This window comes from Micromonospora sp. CPCC 206060 (assembly GCF_036906895.1).
Taxonomy (GTDB): domain Bacteria; phylum Actinomycetota; class Actinomycetes; order Mycobacteriales; family Micromonosporaceae; genus Micromonospora.
Window position 1 is genome coordinate 1 of sequence record NZ_JBAKHU010000085.1, and the last position, 19,762, is coordinate 19,762.

Sequence of the window (19,762 nt, forward strand, 5' to 3'; positions counted from 1 at the left end):
CACCGAACTCGTCGCCGGCTGTCCCTGGCTACCCACCGGCGCAGCGACCACCTGACCAGTCACCAGCGGTGAACACGGCGTCGAAGGCGGAGGGGTACTTGCCGTCTCGGTCGCGGATCAGAAATCGCCATGCGCTGCTCTGCTCGCCTAGGCCCATGAGGAGGTTCCGGGCTTGCTGGACCACCCATTTCCCGGTGGGGTGGGCGGTGACGCCGAGGAGGTGGACCCGTCGGCTGGTCACTTCCATGACCACCAGCAGGTACAGGCGTCGCAGCAGGATGGTGCCGAGGTGGAAGAAGTCGATAGCCAACAGGCCAGCCGCCTGGTTACGGAGAGAGGTTCGCCAGCTGGTGTCCTGCCGGTGGCCGGCCGGGTCGGTTCGGGAAGGCGGTGTCGTAGCAGCCTGCGGTGCCAGGCCAGCAACATGGCCGGGGTGACGATCCGGTGTTCCCGTATCCGGCGGGGCAGCAGGCGGGCCAGGGCCGACAGGATCGCCCGGTCTTGCCAGGGCAGCCGCGGCCTGCCCCGGACCTGCCGGCGCAGCACTGCCACCTCATGGCGCAACGCGAGCACTTCGACCAGCAGCGCTCGGTCGCTGGGGATCAGCAATCCCAAACCGCCGGACAGGCGGATCATACCCAGGTACAGCAACCGCACAACCATACCGGAGATCATCAGCCCGGGCCGAGACCTCCCAGCTCACAGCGGGTACGACGGATTCTGGCACGCTACACGGTACGGGCCTCACGTACATCCTCACTGTCAGCGCACGAGGCGGAAGACAGGAGACCCACCGCGCCCGTCACCGCGAGGTGGCGGGCGGTCTCGGCTCGGATGCCCTCGGCGGCAAGCACTTCCCGCTGCTCCCCCGTGTAGCCGATGCAGTCGAGAAAGACCACGTCGGCTCCGCCCGCGGTGACCCTTCGTCCGGCGGCCGCCACCTCGTCGAGTCCAGCCGTGTAGGGGTCTACGGCTGCCGTGATGACCGGGCGGTCCAGGCGCCCTTCCCACCGCTGCCGGATGTCCGTCAACTGCTCCGGCACGGGGCACAGGACACCCAACCGCCCCTCACCGACGAGCCGCACCATGAGGTCGTGGGCGAGGTCCTCCGCGTGGAGCACCGGCACCGACGCCGGACCGTGCTCGACACGGCCGGTACACAGCACGAGGACGGCCCCGCAGTGATCGGCTACGCAACGTCGGAGAGCGTCGTCAAGCGCCGGGGCGATGCTCGTCGCGCCGAGGCGGACGCGCGAACCGTCCCGCAGCCGAGAAACAAGGGTCCGCTCCCCGCCGCGTGGTTCGAGCCGGGCGATGCCTTCCGCGTCGAGGAGGTCCAACGCGCCGTGTTCGACCCAGTCGACGCCGGAGAGGGCAGCCTCGACATCGGGGATCAGGTCGACGCGGGGGGCCTGGCCGATCGTGACGAGACCGAGCGTCGGCCTTACGCTGCGCGCCCCGCCCTCAGCCGGTTCGTGCATCACGCCACCTCCTTCTCGGGCAGGTCGGCAGCCGCGACGCCACGCTCGACGATGCGGCGCCGCACCGCCCGGTCGACCCGCGCGGTGGGGTCGGCGATCGGGATCGCGGCGAGGAGCGCCTTGGTGTAGGGGTGCTGAGGCGCCGTGAAGATCTGCTCGACGCTGCCCTGCTCGACGACGCGGCCCTGGCTCATGACGACGATCTCGTCGGCCATCATCTCGACGACGGACAGATCGTGCGAGATGAAGACGTACGTGAGCCCGAGATCCCGCTGCAACTGCTTCATGAGGTCGAGCACCTGGGCCTGTACCGACACGTCGAGTGCCGACACGGGCTCGTCGCAGACGACGAGGCTCGGGTTGAGGATGAGGGCCCGTGCGATGCCGATCCGCTGACGCTGACCCCCCGAGAACTCGTGCGGGAAGCGGTCGATGTCCTCCTCCCGCAGGCCGACCGTCTCGATGACCTCGACGATGCGGGCGCGGATCGCCGCGTCGTCAAGATCCGTGTGCAACCGTAGCGGCTCGGCGAGGGCCCGGTAGATCGTCCACCGCGGGTCGAGCGAGGCATACGTGTCCTGGAAGACGATCTGCATCTCGGAGCGGAGGCGACGCAACTCGTCGTCACTCGCCGCGAGGAGGTCGGCCCCGTTGAAGATCACCGCCCCCGACGTCGGCTCATGCAGGCGCAGCAGGGCCCGACCGGTCGTCGACTTGCCCGAACCGGACTCGCCCACGATGGCGAGCGTGCGGCCACGGCGGACCTGGAAGGACACGCCGTCGACGGCTTTGACGGTATCGGCCGGTTGTCCCAGACGGCGGCGGCGCCCGGTGAAGATCTTCGTCAGGTCGGTGACCTCGAGCAGTACCGGCGCGTCGTCGTCGGGTGCCGCCGTGGCAGCGTCCGGGCCTGCCTCGACGCGAACCGACCCCGGGCCGTCGGGCGCTGCGCTTTCCTCGGCGAGCGCCTCGACCGCCTCGATGACGTGCTCGTTGGCGGAGGGGATGAAGCTGAGCAGCCGCTTCGTGTAGTCGGCCTGTGGCGCGGCGAAAAGCTGCTCCGTCGGCGCCGTCTCCTGCAGTTCACCGCCGTACATGACGGCGACCCGCTGGCAGGTCTGCGCGACGACACCGAGGTCGTGCGTGATGAGCAGGACTGCCGTCCCGTGCTGCTCCTGCAGGTCCATGATGAGGTCGAGGATCTGCAGCTGGGTCGTGACGTCGAGCGCGGTCGTCGGCTCGTCGGCGATGAGCAGCTTCGGCTCACACGCCATGGCCATGGCGATCATGACGCGCTGGCGCATTCCGCCGGACAGTTCGTGCGGGTACCCGGCGAGGACGCGTGTGGTGTTGCGGATCCCCACCATGTCGAGCAGTTGGCCCGCCCGGTCCGCTGCCTGCCGTCGGCCGAGGCGCATGTGCTGGCGCAACGGCTCGGTGAGCTGGTCGCGGATCGTGAAGACCGGGTTGAGCGCGGTCATCGGCTCTTGGAAGATCGTCGCAATGTCCTTGCCGCGGATCCTGCGCATCTGCCGGTCCGACAGCGCGGCGAGGTCGCGCCCGTCGAAGCGGATGTGCCCGCCGGTGATGTGCGCCTGCCGCGCCGGCAGCAGACCCGTGATCGACATGGCGGTGACGCTCTTGCCTGAGCCCGACTCGCCGACCAGCCCGACCATCTCGCCGCGCGCGATGGACAGGTCGAGGCCCCGGACCGGATGGATCGGGCCGCGGGACGTGTCGATGCGGATCGAGAGGTTCTCGATCGACAGCAGGGTCTCAGCCATGTCCGTGCTCCTTGTTCGGTAATGCCGCTGAGCTCGGTCGCGCACGCCGGTCAGGCCTGCGCGGTGACCGTTCCAGTCGTCTGTAGGTGGGTCGCGGGGCCGTAGAGGCTCTCAAGAAGCGCCGCCTGGGCCTCGTCGTGGAAGGACACCACACCCGCGGTGAAACCCTTGGCGACCTCGACGGCGAAGCGCGCGGCCAGGGCGATGTCGACCTCGTGGCTCGCTCCGGTCGCGCAGCCGGCGACGGGTGTCACCGTGGTGATGGCGACACCGACGACGGGCGCGGCCGTCGCGACGGCCGGCTGGAGGATCGAGTTGAGGTGGTGCAGGCCGTTGCCGTACGGCGTGATGTCCTGGGTCGACAGCGGGAAGACGACAGCTGGCTCACCCGACACGGTCTCCAGCACGCTGACCAGGTCGGCGCTGGCGGGGAGGATGTAGCCGGCGCGGACCGTCGGGGAGATGGCGATGCCCCGGTGGTTGATGAGGCGGTTGCCCTTCGTGGTGTCGATGGACAGGACGGCGTCCATCTCCGACGTGACCTCGTGCTCGTTCATCGCGTCGATGTCGACGGGCGAGTCCATGAAGGGCACGGGGTCGTGTGGACGGGTCGGCGCGTCGGGGCAGATGTGCGTCGAGATGACGACGTCGCCGGGCAGGACGTCGCCGCGGGCGTGCATCGCGAGGAGCTTGGCGGCCGTGGCGACGGCGGCGGTCGCCCCGTCACCGTCGGACACGTAGCCGATGAGCTCCGGCCGGGCACCGAGACCGCCGAGGCGGCCGACGACACCGAGCGTCGGGGCGTCGCCGCCGACGGTCTTGCCGCGACTGCCCGGGACGGTGACGCGGATGAAGTCGGTCGAACCCTGCTCGCCCGCCACCGTCTCGACCGTGATCGAGCAGGCGTCGTCGCCGAGGGTGCGCAGGTACTCGGCAACGAGTTTGCCCGACGCGTCGGGACGGTCGAGGAGGTCGAGGGCCGTGAGGACGTGGGACAGCACGATTATTCGCTTTCGACAGCGGTCTCGGCGACGCCGAGGTACCGGAGGGTGGTCAGGGCATAGGTCTTCGCGGCGAGGACGACGTCGGCGACGGGTGCCCTCTCGTCGAAGCCGTGGATGGTGGCCAGCTCTGCCGGCCCGTACTGGAGCACGGGGATGCCGTGGCTGCGGAAGGTGCGGGCGTCGGAGGAGGCCCACTGGAGCACCCCCTCTGCGGTGGGGTCACCGGTCAGTTCCCGGAGGGCCGCGACGAGTTCGGTGACGATGGGGTCGCTCGGCAGCGTCCAGTTCGGCTCGCTGCGGAAGCCGGTCGGCTCGATCGTCGCCTCGACGCCCGCCTCGGCGAGCAGTTCGTCGACCCGGGCGAGGACCTCGGCCCGCGACAGCCCGATCGGCACACGGGTGTCGACGTCAACGACGCAGCGGTCGGCGACGACGTTGGAGGACGTACCGCCGTGGATCGTGCCGATGTTGACGGTGACGTGCTCGAAGACGGCACCGATGCCAGGACCGTAGCCCTCGCGCTCCTCGGCGAACGTCTTCGACCTCTCGATGAGGTCGAGCACGTCCTCGGGTGCCGACGGCGTCATGTCCCAGAGCTGCTGCAGGGCGATGACGGCCCGGGCCGCGAGGAGGTTCGCGCTGACGCCGTGCAGCGGCTGGAGGCTGCCGTGCCCCGGCTTGCCGTCGATCGTCATCCGGAACCAGTTGCTGCCCTTCTGGCCGATCGTCGGGTGCGTGCGTTCGGCGGGCTCGGCGATGATCGCGCCGGTCGCACCGTCGAGGACTCCCTGGTCGAGGAGCCAGTCCGCCCCGCGCGAGCCGCCCTGCTCCTCGTCGGGGACCGCCGCGAGCGACAGCCTCCCGGCGAGCGGGACACCAAGGCGGTGCAGGACGACGAGCGTGTGGATGACACCGGCGAGACCGGCCTTCATGTCGCTCGCCCCGCGACCGCGGAGGTAACCGTCGACGATGTCACCCGCGAAGGGGGGAAACGTCCAGCGGCTGAGGTCACCGACGGGGACGACGTCGGTGTGACCGGCGAGCACGAGGTGGCGTGCCGTCGTGGGGTCGTCGTCCACCGCGGCGTTGCTCGCGGCACGGTGGACGACGATGCTGAGGCGACCATCGCCCGCGTCGTGGACCTCGGGGTCGAGGCCCGCGGCGCGCAGATGGTCGGCGATGAAGATGCCGACGTCCGTGCAGTCCCCCGGAGGGTTCTCGCTCGGGATCCGGATGAGGTCTCCGGCGAGCGTCAGCAGTTCGTCCCGGGTGCGCTCGATCTCGTCGAGGACCCGGGTCTCCCAGTCGGGGGATGTCGTGGTCACGTCAGGCTCCAGGTGTCGTGTTCGCCTGCAGGGAGGTGGATTCGCGATGGTGTGGAGGAGACGGCCGCCGGGCGCGTCGGGATGACGACGGGCCCAGCGGCACGCCTGCCTCGGCGTCAGCCCTTGTTGCTCAGCTGGAAGAACCGGATGATCCCGTCGGGGTACGACGTGTACCCCTGCACGCCCGCGCGCTGCGCGACGACGATGTTGTACTCGTAGAGGTACGCCCACGGCGCCTGGGTGTTGATGATCTCCTGCGCCTTGCCGTACAGATCGTTGCGGACCTTCTGGTCCGTCTCGGTCGAGGCCTGCTTCCAGAGGTTGTCGACCTCAGGGTTGTTGAAGTTGGCGTAGTTGCTCGTGCCGTCGCTGGTCAGCAGGAGGCCGAGGTGGTAGCCCGGGTCGTTGACGAAGGAGGTCCAGCGGGTGATGTAGCTCTGCACCTTCTTCGTGGCGAGCGCCTCGAGGAACTGCGGACGCGCCATCTTGTTGATGTTCATCGTCACGCCGATCTTCGCCAGCTCGGCCTGGATGAGGACGGCGTCGTCCGACCAGTCCTCGAAGCCGCTGCCGAGGGTGAAGTCGAAGGTGAAGCCGTTGGGGTGGCCGGCTTCCGCGAGGAGCGCCTTGGCCTTGTCGAGGTCGTGCGAGTAGACGTAGCCGGCGTCGGTGAAGCCCGGGGTCGAGCTGGCCACGGAGGAGCGCATCGGCGACGCCTGGCCCTTCATGACGTCGCTGAGGAGCTTGTCGTACGGGATCGCGTACGAGATCGCCTGACGCACCTTCGGGTTGTCGAACGGCTTGACGGCGTTGTTCATCCCGAAGAAGAGGACCTTGTTGCTGGCCCGGGAGTCGATGGCGACGCCGGACTGCTTCGACAGGGTGTCGACGTCCTTCGCCGGCACCTCGAGCGCGATGTCGACCTCGCCCTTGGTGAGGAGCTGCACGCGGTTGCTCGCCTCGCCGATGAACTTCGTGTTGATCTTGCGCAGGGCCGGCTTCTCACCCCAGTACGTGTCGTTGCGCTCGAGCACGGCCTCGGTCGCCGGGTCCCACTTCGTCAGCCGGTAGGGGCCGGAACCCGCGGTGTGCGTGTCGAGCCACCTACTGCCACCCTCGGCGCTGACCTTGTCGATGTTGATGATCGAGAACGAGTACATCGGCAGGATCTGGAGGAAGAGGTGGTTCGGCGCCTTGAGGTCGATCTTCACCGTCTGCGGGTCGATCGCCGTCACGGTGTCGATGCCGGCCATCCCGTACAGGAAGCTCGCCGAACTTGACTTCTTGATGAAGTCGAAGGTCTTGACGACGTCGTCGGAGTCGAGAGCCGAGCCGTCCTCGAACTTCACGCCCTGCCGCATGGTGAAGGTGTAGCTCTTCGAGTCGGCACTCACCTTCCACGACTCCGCCAGCATCGGCACGATCGTGTCCGTCTTGGCGGTCGGCTTGCCGCCAACCGTCGTCCGGTCGTACGTGACCAGTTGGTCATAGGCTGCCACGACGAACGTGTCGGAAGTGACGTCGTTGGCCTCGGCGGGGTTGAGGGTCTTGCCGCCCTCGGAGTAGGCGGCAACGAGGGTGTCCTTGTCGGCACCGGTGTTCGAGGAGCCGCCCTGGTTGGCGTTGGCTCCACAGCCGGCTGCGACGAGGGTGACGGCAACCGCGGCGGCCAGGGTGGCGCTGCGCTTCACGCTGTTCTCCTTCAGGTCGGAATGGGGGATGGGGTGGGCGGATGGGCTGGCGTCGGTGGCAGGTCCGTACCGGGTCATCGGCTCGTCCGCAGGCGCGGGTCGAGGACGTCGCGAAGGCCGTCGCCGATCAGGTTGAAGCCGAGAATCGAGGTGGCGATGGCGATGCCGGGGAAGACGGTCATCCACCACTCGCCGCTGATGATGTAGCCACGGCCGTCCGAGATCATGACGCCCCACTCCGGCGTCGGCGGCTGTGCGCCGAGGCCGATGAAGCTGAGCGAGGCGGCCGTGAGGATCGCGTAGCCCATGCCGAGAGTCGCTCGGACGAGGATCGGGGCAACGGTGTTCGGGACGATGTGCCGGATGAGGATCGTCCGATCACGCAGGCCGATGGCGCGCCCCGCCTCGACGAAGTCACGCTCACGGAGCGAGCGGGTCTGGCTGTAGACGATGCGGGCGAACTCGGGGATGCCGACGACACCCACGGCGACCATCGCGCTCGCCAGGCCCGGACCGAGGGCGGCGGCGATCGCCATGGCCAGCACGAGCGACGGGAAGGCGAGGAGCACATCCATCACCCGCATGAGCACCGCGCTCACCGCACCTCCGACGAAGCCGGAGATGGCGCCGATCGGGACACCGATCAGCAGCGAGATCCCGACGGCGATGAGCCCGGTCCAGAGCGAGATCCGCCCGCCGGCGAGCACCCGGGCGAGGATGTCGCGGCCGAAGTTGTCCGTGCCGAAGAGGTGTGCGCTGGAGGGTGGCTCCAGGAGCCCTCCAGCTCCGGTCTCGGTGGGCGAGTACGGCAGCAGGTCGGCCACGAGAGCGCCGATGGTCCAGATCGCGATGAAGACGAGACCGACCATCGCCAGGCGGTTGCGGACCAGGAGGCGCCAGGCGGTCGTGGGCCTGGCCCTCGCCTGGTCGGACGACGCGACCCGGTGGCCCCTCGCGGTGGCGGGCACAGTGGCGTCAGGCATTCTCGATCCTCGGGTCCAGGCGGGCGTTGAACAGATCGACGCAGAGGTTGACCGTCAGGTAGATGACCGCGGCGAGCAGGGTGAAAGCCTGAACCGGCGCATAGTCGGTTGCGAGCACGGACTGGACGACATAGGCGCCGATGCCTGGCCAGCTGAAGACCGTCTCGGTGATGACCGCGCCACCGAGGAGCTGACCGAACTGGAGGCCGACGATGGTCACGATGACGGGGGCAGCGTTCTTCAGCGCGTGCTTGAGGATGACCTTGGTCGGCGGAAGGCCCTTGGATCGGGCGGTACGCACGTAGTCCTGGTTGATCACCTCGAGCATCTCGGACCGGGTCATCCGGGCGATGATCGCCGTGCTTCCGGTGGCGAGGCACAGGGCCGGCCAGATGATGTGGGCCAGCGACGACCTGAGCGCGACGAGGTCACCGGTCAGGAGCGAGTCGAGGACGTAGAGCCCCGTGATCGACGTCGGTGGGTTCACGTCCTGGGCGATGCGGCCCAGTGGGGCCGGCTCCCAGCCGAGCCTGTTGTAGAAGACGAAGATCACGATCAGGGCGAGCCAGAAGAGCGGCATCGACGCCCCGACCAGCGAGAAGATGCGGCTTGCATGATCGATGGGCCGGTCGCGACGCGTCGCGCTGAGCACACCGATCGGGACCCCGACGAGCAGCGAGATGAGGATCGCCACGATGGCGAGTTCGACCGTCGCCGGCAGCCGGGAGGCGAAGTCCGTGATGACCGGCTGCCCGGTGTGCCACGCGAACCCGAAGTCTCCCGCGAAGAGGCCGCGCACGTAGGACACGAACTGCGCGACCAACGGCTGGTCGAGCCCCATCTCGGCGCGGATCTTCTCGACGGTCGCCGGGTCGGCCTGCTCCCCCGCGAGCGTCCGGGCCGGGTCACCGGGCAGGACGCGGGTGAGCAGAAAGATGCAGAGCACGACTCCGAGGAGTGCCGGGATCATCGCGAGGACGCGTCGCACCACGTGGTTCACGGCCACCTCCAATCTGCGCTTTGTTGGGTCTGACCTGGTCTCGCCGCCACCAAGGGTTCGCTCGCCCGGCGCCCCGGTGCAATACTTTCTCTCTATCTGAGAGGGCATCCCGAACTGGATCAGGGTGCGGTAGGTTCTGACACGTCCCGCCCAGCCCGGAGGACCCATGTCAGACAACGGCGTCGCTCGCCCCCGCTCGCCGCTCCAGACCGTGGACCGCGCCCTGGAGGTCCTTCTGTCGTTCACCGAACGGCGTCGCGACTGGGGCGTCCTGGAGCTGGCCGAAGCCTTCGCCATCGACAAGTCGACCGCGCAGCGGATCCTCGCCGCGCTCGCCGCGCGCGGCTTCCTCAGCGCCGACCCGGTGACCCGGCGCTACAGCCTCGGGCCGGCGATGTGGCGGATGGCCGCCGTCTGGGAACGCGCGGGAGGACTGGCGGCCCTGGCGCAGCGGGTGCTCGAGCCGCTCGCCTTCCAGACCGACCGCACCGCCATCTTCGCCGTCCCGGACGGGCTCCACGTCCGCTGCGTCGCCGCCGTCGACGGCGGTGGACCGCTCCGTAGTCATCCGCTCGTCGGCGAGCTGTATCCGGCCAACGCGGGAGCCACCTCCCGCGGCTACTTCGCCTTCCTCGACAGCAACGAGCGACGCGCCCTCATCTCCGGTCGGGTCTTCGCCACGTTCACCGGGCTGACAAAGGTCGACGAGCACGAGCTCGAACGGCTCTTCGTCGAGACCGTCGCGCAGGGCTACGCCCACTCAGAGGGCGAATACGACTACGCCACGAGGGCGCTCGCCGTTCCGATCGTCCTCCGAGGGCGGCCCGTCGGCTCGCTCAGCCTCGGCGAGAGCAAGTACCCGGCACGTCCGGACGACATCCGGGACCATTTGCCCGCGCTACAGGCCGCGGCGGAGCAACTGTCCGCCCTGCTCGACAACCGGGCGAACTCGGCCGCCGTGGCCCGGCAGACCAGGGCGACCAGATCCCACTGAACGCCGCGCCGACGGGCCGGACCGGCCGCATCGAGGAGACACCATGACCCAGGGCCACCAGAACCTCCTGCTCCTGTCCAACTCGACAGCCCCGGGGCGGGCCTACCTGGAGCATGCGCGCGACGCGATCCTCCAGGCACTCGACGGCCTGCGCTCCGTCGTGTTCGTCCCCTTCGCGCTGGCGGACCACGACGGCTACACCAACACGGTCCGTCGGGCCATGGAGCCACTCGGCATCACCGTCCGAGGAGCACACGAGGGCACGCCACGCGACATGGTCGCCGACGCCGAGGCAGTCTTCGTCGGCGGCGGTAACACCTTCCGTCTGGTCAAGGCGATCCACGAGCTCGACCTGATCCGCGTCGTGCGCGCCCGGGTGTCCGAGGGCATGCCCTACATCGGGTCGAGTGCCGGCACCAACGTCGCGACGCCGAGCCTGCGTACGACGAACGACATGCCCATCGTCCAACCGCCGTCTTTCGAAACCCTCGGCCTCGTGCCCTTTCAGATCAATGCCCACTACCTCGACCCGGACCCGGCCTCGACGCACCAGGGTGAGACCCGGGAGGAGCGGCTCACACAGTTTCTCGAGGAGAATGACGTCCCGGTGCTCGCCATGCGCGAGGGCACCTGGCTGCGGGTGCGTGACGGTTCGATGCTGCTCGATGGCGTGGCCGCAGGCGCACGAGTCTTCTGCCGAGCATCCGAGCCGGTCGAGGTTACCAGCGGCACCGATGTGACCTGGCTCATCGAGAGGGTGGGTTCGTTCGATGTCGGCCGCTGAAGCCGACCCCGTCGCTCAGTACGTCTGGTCCGTGACGACGTCGGGAGGCGTGGGTAGGTCGAGGCGGTACTCCCTCGGGTAGGGCTGGACGTGCGCCTGCATGGACCGGCCGTTGCAGCAGGACCTGGCAGTGGACACGGTCCGCATGATGGCGGTCGGCGTCCTGCGCATGCTGCGCGATCGGCAACTGATCCCCGGCCTGGACGTCGAGGTGGTGGTCTTCGACGACGCGTCGTGGACCGGGCTACTCACTCCGGCGATCTCGGTCATCCACCAGCCCGCATACGAGCTGGGTCAGGCGGCCGGCAAGCTGCTGCTCGAGCGGCTACGGTCCCTGGCCAGCCAGCCCGAACGGTGATGCTGAACGCCACCCTGCCGGCGGACGGCGAGGCGCCACTGCCCCGCGTGCGGCGGCCCGACCTGGCCGCCACCGATCCGATCACCTCGGCGATCCTGGCTCATCCGGCCCACCTCAACCCGTGAGCCTCAGCCGGAATCCGCCACCGGCCTGATCGGCCTCGCCACCGCGAGCTGGTCACGGATCCGTCGACGTTGCAGGTGCTCACCGCGCATCGTGATGCCCGCCTGCACCACCATGATCAGCAACAGGAACAGGCCCCTGACGACGTTCTGCCAGTTGGAGTCGATCGTCAGGGCCCCCTGGCCGTTTTCGAAGTTCAGGACCTCGAAGACCGACGCCAGGAGCAGTACGCCGACGAGGCTGGCCGGTACGGATCCCCGGCCGCCGGTCAGCAGTGTCCCGCCGAGCACCACAGCCGCGATGACGTTCAGTTCCCAGCCGGTCGCCTCAAGCGGGTTGCCGGATGTCGTCTTCGCGGTCAGGAACGCGCCGGCCAGCCCGGCGACCGAGCCGGTGATCAGAAACGCGGTGAACCTGCTGCGGGCCACCCGCAGTCCCATCAACTCGGCGGCCAGCCGGTTCCCCCCGATCGCCAGGACATGACGGCCGAAGGCCCGGAAGGAGTAGGCCACCCAGGCCACGAGGAACACCGCGAGGAGCACCAGGAACGGGTACGGGACGACCTGGCCGAGCGACCCGTCGTAGAAGGTGACCAGTTGGGTGCCGAAGTCGACCGGGATCTTGTCGTTCCCGGACAGGATGAGGGCGAGCCCTTTCAGGGCGAGCAGGGCCGCCAACGTGACGATGAACGACGGCAGCTCGAGAAGGGCGATGAGAGATCCGTTGACGGCCCCGACGACGAACCCCACCGCGACCGCCCCCGCGAGCGTGACCGCCAACCCGTGGGGAGCCAGCATCGCCGCCACGATGCTGGCCAGGACCGCGGTACCCGCCACCGAGAGATCGATCTCCCCGAGCGAGATGACGAAGGTCATCCCGATGGCGATGAGGCCGATGCAGACGACGTCGGTCGACGACAGGAAGGCCTTCACGTGGAAAGGGCTGTAGAACCGGTCGTACCGGAGGGCCGCGAACACCAGGACGGCGACGAGGACGACGACCGCCCCGTGCCGTGGTCCGTCGAACTGGAAGCTTCCGGCGATCCTGGCCAGCCCGCCGGATCGGGCCGTAGCCCGACCGGGCACCTCAGATGTCTTCATGCTCAGACCCGCTTCCGTCGCTGCATCGCAACCGCCGCGACGATGACCGCCGCCTGCACGAGATTCGCCACTTCCTTCGGGATGTCGTGACGGATGAGGGTGTACGCCAGCAACTGCATCAGCGCGGCCCCACCCAGCGTTCCGAGCACCCGAGCGTTGCCGCCGGTCAACCGCGTCCCGCCGATGGCCACCGCCGCGATCACGGGGAACTCGATGCCGAGGCCGAGGTTGGCGGCGTCGACCGTCCCGTTCACGGCCACACTCAGCAGCCCGGCCAGCCCGGCCAGCGCCCCGCCGATGGTGTACACGAGGTACTTCACCCGACGGACGGGGACGCCGGCGAGGTGCGCGGACCGTTCGTTACCGCCGGTCGCGATCACGTACCGGCCGAACGTCGTGAGCCGTACCAGCACGAGGGTCACGACGACGACGGCCACCATGATCAGGGCCTGGATCGGCAGACCGGCGATCTGTCCCCGACCGAGCAGGAGCAGCTCGGGGTTGTCGAACGTGAACAGCCGCCCGTTCGTCATGAGCCGGGCGATCCCCCTGCCGGCTATCAACAGGACCAGGGTGGCGACGATGGCCTGGATCCGCAGGTGCGCGACAAGAAAACCGTTGAACGATCCGAACAGGGCCGCCGCCAGCATGCCGACGGCGACGATCAGGAGAACGCCCGACCAGCCGCCGCCGAACACGGTGGTGTCCGACAGCAGCAGGTACCCGCTCGCGGCGCCCGCGATGGCCATCAACGATCCGACGGACAGGTCGATCCCGCCCGTTGCCATGATCATGGTCATCCCCATCGCCGCGATGACGATCGTCGCCATCTGCGTCAGGTTCACCTGAAGTGTGGACAGGGTCAGGAAGTCGTCGGTCAGGACGACGTTGGCGAGCACGAGCAGGGCGAGGGCGATCCACACCCCGTGTTGGTGGCCGATCGTCCGGGTCGGGTGCCGGCGGTCCGGGCCGGCTGTCGGTGGAGCACCGGCTGGCTGCATCTCCGTGGCCACTGGGCTCATGGCAGGTCATCTCCTGACTCGGCCGGACGCGCGTCAGGCGACTCGCCGGACGCCATGGCCCGCATGATCGTGTCCTGGGTGAGGCCATCGGTCCGGTGGTGCGTGACTGTCTCGCCGTCGCGGAGCACGTAGACCCGCTCGCTGCCTTCGAGAATCTCCTCCATCTCGGAGGAGATCAGCAGTACGCCACGGCCGTCGTTCACCGAGTCGGAGACCAGGCGCTGGATCTCGGCCTTCGCGCCGACGTCGACCCCGCGCGTCGGTTCGTCGAGTATCAGCAGGTCCGGATCCAGTACGAGCGATCTGGCGAGCAGGACCTTCTGCTGGTTCCCCCCGGACAGGTCGGACACCGGCTGGTCCACGCTCGCGGTCTTGATGCCGAGCCGGCGGACGCTCTCCGCGACGACGGCCCGTTCCTTACGGCGGTTGATGAACCCGAACCTCGACAACCTGGGCAGGAGGGAGAGCGTGATGTTCTCCCGCACCGACATTCCCGCCACGATGCCTTCCGTCTTGCGGTCCTCCGGGGTCAGCGCGATTCCGGACCTGATCGCCTCCGCCGGTGAGGTCGGCGTGGCGGCGGCGGAGCCGGCGGCGACCTCACCGTGGTCCACCTTGCGGGCTCCGAAGACCGACTCGGCGAGTTCGCTGCGCCCGGAGCCGAGGAGTCCCGCCAGCCCCACGATCTCTCCGGCGCGTACCTCGATCGTCGCCCCGCGCAGCGCCGGCCAGCTCGACAGCGCCCTCGTGGTGAGAACGGTGTCACCCAGAGCGCGCTGTTCCCGGTGGAACGCGGTCTGTCCTGCGGATCGCACGTCCTGCGGATCGCGGCCAAGCATCGCCGCGACCAGGTCGATCCGGCTCATCTCGGCGAGCCGGGCCTCGGCGATCGTCCGGCCGTCCCGCAGGACGGTGATGCGGTCGCACACGGCATAGAGCTCGTCGAGCTTGTGGCTGACGAAGACCACCGACACGCCGTCCGCCGTCATCTGGCGGATGACCTCGAACAGCTTCTGCACCTCACGGTCGTGCAGGGAGGACGTCGGCTCGTCCATGATGATGAGCCGGCTGTCGAACGACAGTGCCCGGGCGATGGCGACCATCTGCTGGGTAGCGGTGCTGAAGGTCTCCAGTGGGCGTGCCGCGTTGACGTGCACGCCGATCCCGGAGAGCAGTTCCTCCGTCTCGCTGACCATCCGACGGCGGTCGACGATCCCGAGACGGCGCGGTTCCCGGCCGAGGAACACGTTCTCGGCCACGGTCCGTTGCGGGACCAGATTGATCTCCTGGTAGATCGGGCTGATCCCGGCCCGCTGCGCCTCGTACGGCGAGCCGAACCCGACGTCGGCCCCGTCGAAACGGATGCTGCCGCGGTCCCGGCTGTAGACGCCCGTCAGCACCTTGAGCAGCGTCGACTTGCCAGCACCGTTCTGGCCGATCAGCGCGTGTGCCTCTCCCCTGCCCACCCGCAACCGGGCCCCGCGCAGCGCTGGGACACCGGCGAAGCTCTTGTGAATGTCCTGCATGTCAAGGATCAGGTCGTCCGTCGTCATGGGCGTCTCCCAACGCGGCGTCACGGTGATGGGCGGGAACGGCCGCCCGCCCATCACCGGCGCGAATGTGGTCAGTAGGCGTTCGGCAGCGCGGCGGCGGCGTTGCTCGCGTCGAAGAACGCGTCGTCGTTCACCATCGTGGTTTCGACCTTCTCCCCGCGGCCGTAGGCTTCGATCGCGTCGAACGCCTTCGGGCCGAAGCGCGGGTTGCACTCCACGGTCGCGCCGAGCTTGCCGTCGATGATCGCCTGCAGCGCTTCCTTCTGCCCGTCGATCGACACCACGGTGACGTCCTTGCCGGGGTGCCGACCCGCCGCCTCGAGCGCCGTGATCGCTCCCAGAGCCATTTCGTCGTTGTGCGCGAACACCACGGTGGCCTCTGGGTGCTGCTGGATCATCGCCTCCATCTTCTGGCGGCCCTTGTCCCGGACGAAGTCACCGTCCTGGGTCGCGACGATCTCCAGTTCCGTACCCGTGACGGCCTCCCGGAACCCCTTGGCACGGTCCTGGGCCGCGCTCGAACCGGTGGTGCCGGACAGCTCCAGGACCTTGCCCTTGCCGTTGGCCGCCTTGACGAGCCACTCGCCCGCCTTGCGACCCTCGGCGACGAAGTCCGAGCCGATGAAGGTGACGTAGTCCCGGCCCGCCTGCGCGACGCTCTTGTCCACGCTCCGGTCGATCAGGAACACCGGAATACCCGCGTCGTGCGCCTTGATGACGGCTCGTGCCAGTGGGCCCTCTTCACGGGGCGTGATCAGGATCGCGTCGACGCCCTGGGCGATCAGCGACTCCACGTCCTGGACCTGCTTGGCGGTCTGACCCTGCGCGTCGGTGAAAACGATTTTGTGGCCACGCTTCTGCGCCTCGTCCTGGATGGACTTCGCCAGCGCGAGGGTCCACGGGTGGTCGGACTGCTGCGCCGCGAAGCCGACGGTGTAGGAGTCCTTCTGCTTCAGCTTCGGCGGACCGGAGCCGGCGTCGGCGGAGGCGTCGCCGGAGCCTCCGCCACCACATGCGCTGAGCGCGAGCAACGCGGTCGCGAAGACCGCGGCGATCCTGTACTTGGCCATTGGGGGTAACCTCTCTTTGCGTCGTTGGGGGATGACCGGGTCAGGCGGGCCTGGTCGGTAGCCGGAGCACCGTGACCGAGCACGGCGGGAAGGCGTACCGGAAGGAAGCGCCTGAGACGTCCACCGCCGATTCCTCGGGGGTCACGTCGTCCGGTCGGTCGAAGTCGTTGGTCGCTCGTGGGTCGCTGTGCCGGAGCATCGTGACCTGCCCGGCCCCCGTGACGACGACGTCGCGCAGCTCGATGTCCGCGGTGATCTCCTCGTCCGGTGAGCGGTTGACCACCGACAGGGTGAGCGTGGATTTGTCCTGATCCCGGGTGGCCGCGACGTCCAGGACCTGGAACGGGTTCATGTCGGCGACCGGCTGCGGCCACAACCAGTGCATGGTTTCCGGGCTCTCCGCCAGGTCGTGGGTGGGACCGTCGACGAAGGCGTCGAGCGCGACCGGCTGGGTGTGCTCGGAGAGCATCCGGAACGGGTGGTAGATCGTCTGGAGGAACATCCCGTCGGGACGGGTGAAGATCGGCGCGATGACGTTGACCATCTGCGCGAGATTGGCCATACCGACCGTCCGGCAGTGCCGGACGAAGATGTTCAGGTACGTGGCGACGGCAAGCGCGTCGGAGTGGTCGTACCGTTCCTCCAGCGGTGGCTGGTCGGAGGGCTCGTACACCCCTTCCGTGTACCGGTACCACACGTTCCACTCGTCGTAGGCGACCTTGATCTCGTGGCTGAGCTTCTTTCGATAGGTGACACTGTCGATGAGCGCACGCATGGCGCGCAGCGACCGCTCCGCCTGGTGCGGGGCGAGCATGTTCACCCAGTAGTCGGACGAGCCGGTGTAGATGTGGATCGAGTGGTAGTCGACGAGATCCGCGAGACCGTCCAGGACCACCCGGTCCCACTCGCCCCACCCGTTCTGCCCACACGAGACAAGCCGGATGGACCTGTCCGTACGCTTCATCACGTTGGCGAACTGGCGCGCCTTGCGCACGTACTCCTCGGCGGTGAGTTGGCCGACCTGGTAATCGCCGTACATCTCGTTACCGAGGGCCCACAACTTCACGCCGTACGGTTCCTCGCGGCCGTTCTCCCTGCGCTTGTTGGCCCAGTACGTGTCCTTGGTGCCGTTGCAGTACTCCACCCACGCCTGCGCCTCGCTGAACGTGCCGGAACCCATGTTGACGCAGAGGTACGGCTCGTATCCCTCTCTCTCACACCAGCGCAGGAACTCGTCGGTACCGATAAGATTCGGCTCGGTGAGGAACCACGCCAACTCGAGCCGCTTCGGTCGGTTCTCCACCGGACCGATGCCGTCCGTCCACTGGTAGTTCGAGGCGAAGTTCCCGCCCGGCCAGCGGAGCACCGGTGGGTTCAGTTCCTTCAGCGCCACGGCGACGTCGCGGCGGAATCCGGCCTCGTCGGCAAGCGGTGACCCGGGATCGTAGAGGCCGCCGTAGATGCACCGACCCAGGTGTTCCACGAAGCCGCTGAAGATCTTCCGGTCCACGGTGCCGATCGCGCGGTCCGCGTCGACCCTGATGCGCGCCATTCCTGCTCCTCGTCGTTGATTGAGATCTGCGTGTCCGGCAGCCGGGCGGGAATCCACCACCACAGGGCTCTCACAGCCGCTGCGCGAGCCGGTGATAGGCCTGATTCCAGCGCAGTTCCCTGCCGAACCCGCGCATGTCGGTCGAGTCGTCGATGAGCGCCAGTTCGACGCGGCACATGTCCGCGAAATCAGTCAAACTCTCCACGTCGACGGCGGAACTGAACGCCGTGTGGTGCGGGCCGCCCGCGAGCAACCACGCCTCGGCCGCCGTCACGAGGCTGGGGCGGGGCTGCCACACCGCCCGGGCAACCGGGAGTCTGGGCAGCGGTTCGTCCGGGGCGACGACATCGATCTCGTTCGCGGTCAGCCGGAACCGGTCACCCAGGTCGGCGAGACCGACGACGACAGCGGGCCCCGGCTCGGCGGTGAACACCAGCCGTACCGGATCCTCCCGGCCGCCGATCGAGAGCGGATGTATCTCGCAGCTCGGTGCGTCGGCAGCGATCGTGGGGCAGACCTCGAGCATGTGCGCGCCGAGGACCTTCGGCTCGCCGGGGCCCCAGTGGTACGTGTAGTCCTCCATGAACGAGGTCCCGCCGCTGCAGCCGGCCGACATCACCTTGAGGATCCGCACCAGCGCGGAGGTCTTCCAGTCCCCTTCGCCACCGAATCCGTACCCGTCGGCCATGAGCCGCTGGACCGCGAGTCCGGGCAGCTGGCGAAGGCCGCCGAGGTCCTCGAAGTTGGTGGTGAAGGCCGTGAAGCCACCGTCGGAGAGGAAGTACCGAAGCCCCAGCTCGATGCGCGCCGCGTACCGGAGTGATTCGTGCCGGTCGCCACCCGGCAGAAGTTCGGGCACCACCCGGTAGCTCTCCGTGTATTCGCGGACCAGGGCGTCCACGTCGCGGTCGGCGGCCGCGTCGACGGCGTCGACCAGCTCGGTCACCCCGTAACTGTTGACCGAGATGCCGAAGGTCAGCTGCGCGCCGACCTTGTCACCCTCGGTTACCGCAACGTCGCGCATGTTGTCGCCGAACCGGGCCAGCCGCAGGGATCCGGCGGCGTGCCGGCCCAGCGCGGCCCGGGCCCAGGCACTGACCCGGCCGACGACCCGGGAGTCGCCCACATGGCCGGCGACCGTCTTGCGGGCGACACCGAGGCGGGTCTGCATGTACCCGAATTCCCGGTCGCCGTGGGCCGCCTGATTGAGATTCATGAAGTCCATGTCGATCTCGGACCACGGAAGCGACCGGTTCACCTGCGTGTGCAGGTGCAGGAGGGGCTTGCCGAGCGCGTCCAGCCCGGCGATCCAGGTCTTCGCGGGCGAGAATGTGTGCATCCACGCGATCACCCCGACGCAGCGGTCGTCGGCCGTCGCGTCCAGGCACACCCGGCGGATGGCGTCGCTGCTGGTGAGCACCGGCTTCCAGACGATCCGCACCGGCGTACGGACGGCTGCCTGTAGCGTGCCGCAGACCTCGCGGGACTGCTCCGCCACCTGCCGGAGCACGTCGTCGCCATAGAGCTGCTGGCTGCCGGTCAGGAACCACACCTCGAGATCTGAAGCGTGCGTGGCGTTCACCGGAGCGCTCGCGTTCGTTCCGACACGGTGCAGCGGGTGGCGATGCCGACGGCAGCGGCCACGTCTACCAGAGTCACAGGACCCCCGGGGAGACTAGATGTTAGCGGTCACAAGACCAGGTTGCAGCATTGTTAACGATCACATCTTTCCAGGTCAAGACCCTGTTCCAACTGACCTGCAAGGTGCCGTCGTGGCTATTGCTCGACTACACAGCGCGGTCGTGGCACCATCCGCACCCGTCGACGCGGGGTCTGCGGGAATCGGCCGGGTGGATGACCTCTGCCGGGTTTAGACCCGATTGATAGCGAGCATACGGATTATCCGACGATGTGCCGTCGGACCAGACGGCTCCCCCC

18 protein-coding genes are annotated in these 19,762 nt (G+C 68.4%); 4 read left to right on the forward strand and 14 right to left on the reverse strand.

What is annotated here, in order from left to right:
* Positions 1–28: 28 nt before the first annotated feature.
* From V6U90_RS29160 to V6U90_RS29195, 8 genes are all read right to left on the reverse strand, one after another.
* On the reverse strand, positions 29–310 hold the full coding sequence (locus tag V6U90_RS29160; protein WP_334443454.1) for a hypothetical protein: 282 nt from the start codon (positions 308–310) through the stop codon (positions 29–31).
* Between the two features lie 418 nt (positions 311–728).
* Positions 729–1,481 carry an AroM family protein gene (locus V6U90_RS29165; RefSeq protein WP_334443498.1) on the reverse strand — a complete coding sequence of 251 codons (753 nt, stop codon included), beginning with the start codon at positions 1,479–1,481 and terminating at the stop codon, positions 729–731.
* A complete protein-coding gene (locus V6U90_RS29170; protein WP_334443456.1) occupies positions 1,481–3,265 on the reverse strand; it encodes an ABC transporter ATP-binding protein in 1,785 nt (594 codons plus the stop codon). The genes V6U90_RS29165 and V6U90_RS29170 overlap by 1 nt, the downstream gene beginning before the upstream one ends.
* 50 nt (positions 3,266–3,315) lie before the next feature.
* Complete coding sequence (locus tag V6U90_RS29175) at positions 3,316–4,266, reverse strand: DUF1177 domain-containing protein (RefSeq protein WP_334443458.1); 951 nt, start codon at positions 4,264–4,266, stop codon at positions 3,316–3,318.
* A gap of 2 nt (positions 4,267–4,268) precedes the next feature.
* On the reverse strand, positions 4,269–5,594 hold the full coding sequence (locus V6U90_RS29180; protein WP_334443460.1) for a M20 family metallopeptidase: 1,326 nt from the start codon (positions 5,592–5,594) through the stop codon (positions 4,269–4,271).
* 116 nt (positions 5,595–5,710) lie between these two features.
* Positions 5,711–7,285 (reverse strand): ABC transporter substrate-binding protein, encoded by a 1,575-nt coding sequence (locus tag V6U90_RS29185; RefSeq protein WP_334443463.1) that lies wholly within the window; start codon positions 7,283–7,285, stop codon positions 5,711–5,713.
* Between the two features lie 74 nt (positions 7,286–7,359).
* Complete coding sequence (locus tag V6U90_RS29190; protein WP_334443465.1) at positions 7,360–8,268, reverse strand: ABC transporter permease; 909 nt, start codon at positions 8,266–8,268, stop codon at positions 7,360–7,362.
* Complete coding sequence (locus tag V6U90_RS29195; protein ID WP_334443467.1) at positions 8,261–9,268, reverse strand: ABC transporter permease; 1,008 nt, start codon at positions 9,266–9,268, stop codon at positions 8,261–8,263. The genes V6U90_RS29190 and V6U90_RS29195 overlap by 8 nt, the downstream gene beginning before the upstream one ends.
* A 166-nt stretch (positions 9,269–9,434) precedes the next feature.
* On the opposite strand from V6U90_RS29195, the gene V6U90_RS29200 reads away from it, so the two are divergent.
* The 4 genes from V6U90_RS29200 to V6U90_RS29215 all read left to right on the forward strand — a co-directional run bounded on the left by V6U90_RS29200 (position 9,435) and on the right by V6U90_RS29215 (position 11,529).
* Positions 9,435–10,262, forward strand: coding sequence for an IclR family transcriptional regulator (locus V6U90_RS29200; protein WP_334443470.1), 828 nt, complete (start codon positions 9,435–9,437; stop codon positions 10,260–10,262).
* A gap of 43 nt (positions 10,263–10,305) precedes the next feature.
* Positions 10,306–11,046, forward strand: a complete 741-nt coding sequence (pepE, locus tag V6U90_RS29205; RefSeq protein ID WP_334443472.1) for a dipeptidase PepE — start codon at positions 10,306–10,308, stop codon at positions 11,044–11,046.
* Between the two features lie 100 nt (positions 11,047–11,146).
* Positions 11,147–11,404 (forward strand): substrate-binding domain-containing protein, encoded by a 258-nt coding sequence (locus V6U90_RS29210; RefSeq protein ID WP_334443476.1) that lies wholly within the window; start codon positions 11,147–11,149, stop codon positions 11,402–11,404.
* Entirely contained in the window at positions 11,404–11,529 is a 126-nt protein-coding gene (locus V6U90_RS29215; RefSeq protein WP_334443479.1) for a hypothetical protein, read from the forward strand. Before V6U90_RS29210 ends, V6U90_RS29215 begins: the two co-directional genes overlap by 1 nt.
* A 3-nt stretch (positions 11,530–11,532) precedes the next feature.
* Here the strand turns inward: V6U90_RS29215 and V6U90_RS29220 are convergent, their stop codons facing one another.
* The 6 genes from V6U90_RS29220 to araA form a co-directional block, all read right to left on the reverse strand.
* Positions 11,533–12,627, reverse strand: a complete 1,095-nt coding sequence (locus tag V6U90_RS29220) for an ABC transporter permease (protein WP_334443481.1) — start codon at positions 12,625–12,627, stop codon at positions 11,533–11,535.
* A 2-nt stretch (positions 12,628–12,629) separates the two neighbouring features.
* Positions 12,630–13,649 carry an ABC transporter permease gene (locus tag V6U90_RS29225; protein ID WP_334443483.1) on the reverse strand — a complete coding sequence of 340 codons (1,020 nt, stop codon included), beginning with the start codon at positions 13,647–13,649 and terminating at the stop codon, positions 12,630–12,632.
* Complete coding sequence (locus V6U90_RS29230; RefSeq protein ID WP_334443486.1) at positions 13,646–15,202, reverse strand: sugar ABC transporter ATP-binding protein; 1,557 nt, start codon at positions 15,200–15,202, stop codon at positions 13,646–13,648. The genes V6U90_RS29225 and V6U90_RS29230 overlap by 4 nt, the downstream gene beginning before the upstream one ends.
* Positions 15,203–15,273: 71 nt before the next feature.
* Entirely contained in the window at positions 15,274–16,272 is a 999-nt protein-coding gene (locus tag V6U90_RS29235; protein ID WP_334443489.1) for an ABC transporter substrate-binding protein, read from the reverse strand.
* Positions 16,273–16,312: 40 nt separating this feature from the next.
* Positions 16,313–17,824: an alpha-N-arabinofuranosidase gene (locus V6U90_RS29240; protein WP_334443492.1), complete on the reverse strand. Its 1,512-nt coding sequence runs from the start codon at positions 17,822–17,824 to the stop codon at positions 16,313–16,315.
* A gap of 70 nt (positions 17,825–17,894) precedes the next feature.
* The gene (araA, locus tag V6U90_RS29245) at positions 17,895–19,406 is read right to left on the reverse strand and encodes an L-arabinose isomerase (protein ID WP_334443495.1); all 1,512 of its coding nucleotides are present in this window, start codon (positions 19,404–19,406) and stop codon (positions 17,895–17,897) included.
* Positions 19,407–19,762: the final 356 nt, after the last annotated feature.

Coding starts and splice junctions, on each gene's coding strand:
- V6U90_RS29165 (WP_334443498.1), bottom strand. CDS start 1,481: ATGCACGAACCGGCTGAGGGCGGGGCGCGCAGCGTAAGGCCGACGCTC.
- V6U90_RS29170 (WP_334443456.1), bottom strand. CDS start 3,265: ATGGCTGAGACCCTGCTGTCGATCGAGAACCTCTCGATCCGCATCGAC.
- V6U90_RS29190 (WP_334443465.1), bottom strand. CDS start 8,268: ATGCCTGACGCCACTGTGCCCGCCACCGCGAGGGGCCACCGGGTCGCG.
- V6U90_RS29200 (WP_334443470.1), top strand. CDS start 9,435: ATGTCAGACAACGGCGTCGCTCGCCCCCGCTCGCCGCTCCAGACCGTG.
- pepE (WP_334443472.1), top strand. CDS start 10,306: ATGACCCAGGGCCACCAGAACCTCCTGCTCCTGTCCAACTCGACAGCC.
- V6U90_RS29210 (WP_334443476.1), top strand. CDS start 11,147: ATGGACCGGCCGTTGCAGCAGGACCTGGCAGTGGACACGGTCCGCATG.
- V6U90_RS29215 (WP_334443479.1), top strand. CDS start 11,404: ATGCTGAACGCCACCCTGCCGGCGGACGGCGAGGCGCCACTGCCCCGC.
- V6U90_RS29220 (WP_334443481.1), bottom strand. CDS start 12,627: ATGAAGACATCTGAGGTGCCCGGTCGGGCTACGGCCCGATCCGGCGGG.
- V6U90_RS29225 (WP_334443483.1), bottom strand. CDS start 13,649: ATGAGCCCAGTGGCCACGGAGATGCAGCCAGCCGGTGCTCCACCGACA.
- V6U90_RS29230 (WP_334443486.1), bottom strand. CDS start 15,202: ATGACGACGGACGACCTGATCCTTGACATGCAGGACATTCACAAGAGC.
- V6U90_RS29235 (WP_334443489.1), bottom strand. CDS start 16,272: ATGGCCAAGTACAGGATCGCCGCGGTCTTCGCGACCGCGTTGCTCGCG.
- V6U90_RS29240 (WP_334443492.1), bottom strand. CDS start 17,824: ATGGCGCGCATCAGGGTCGACGCGGACCGCGCGATCGGCACCGTGGAC.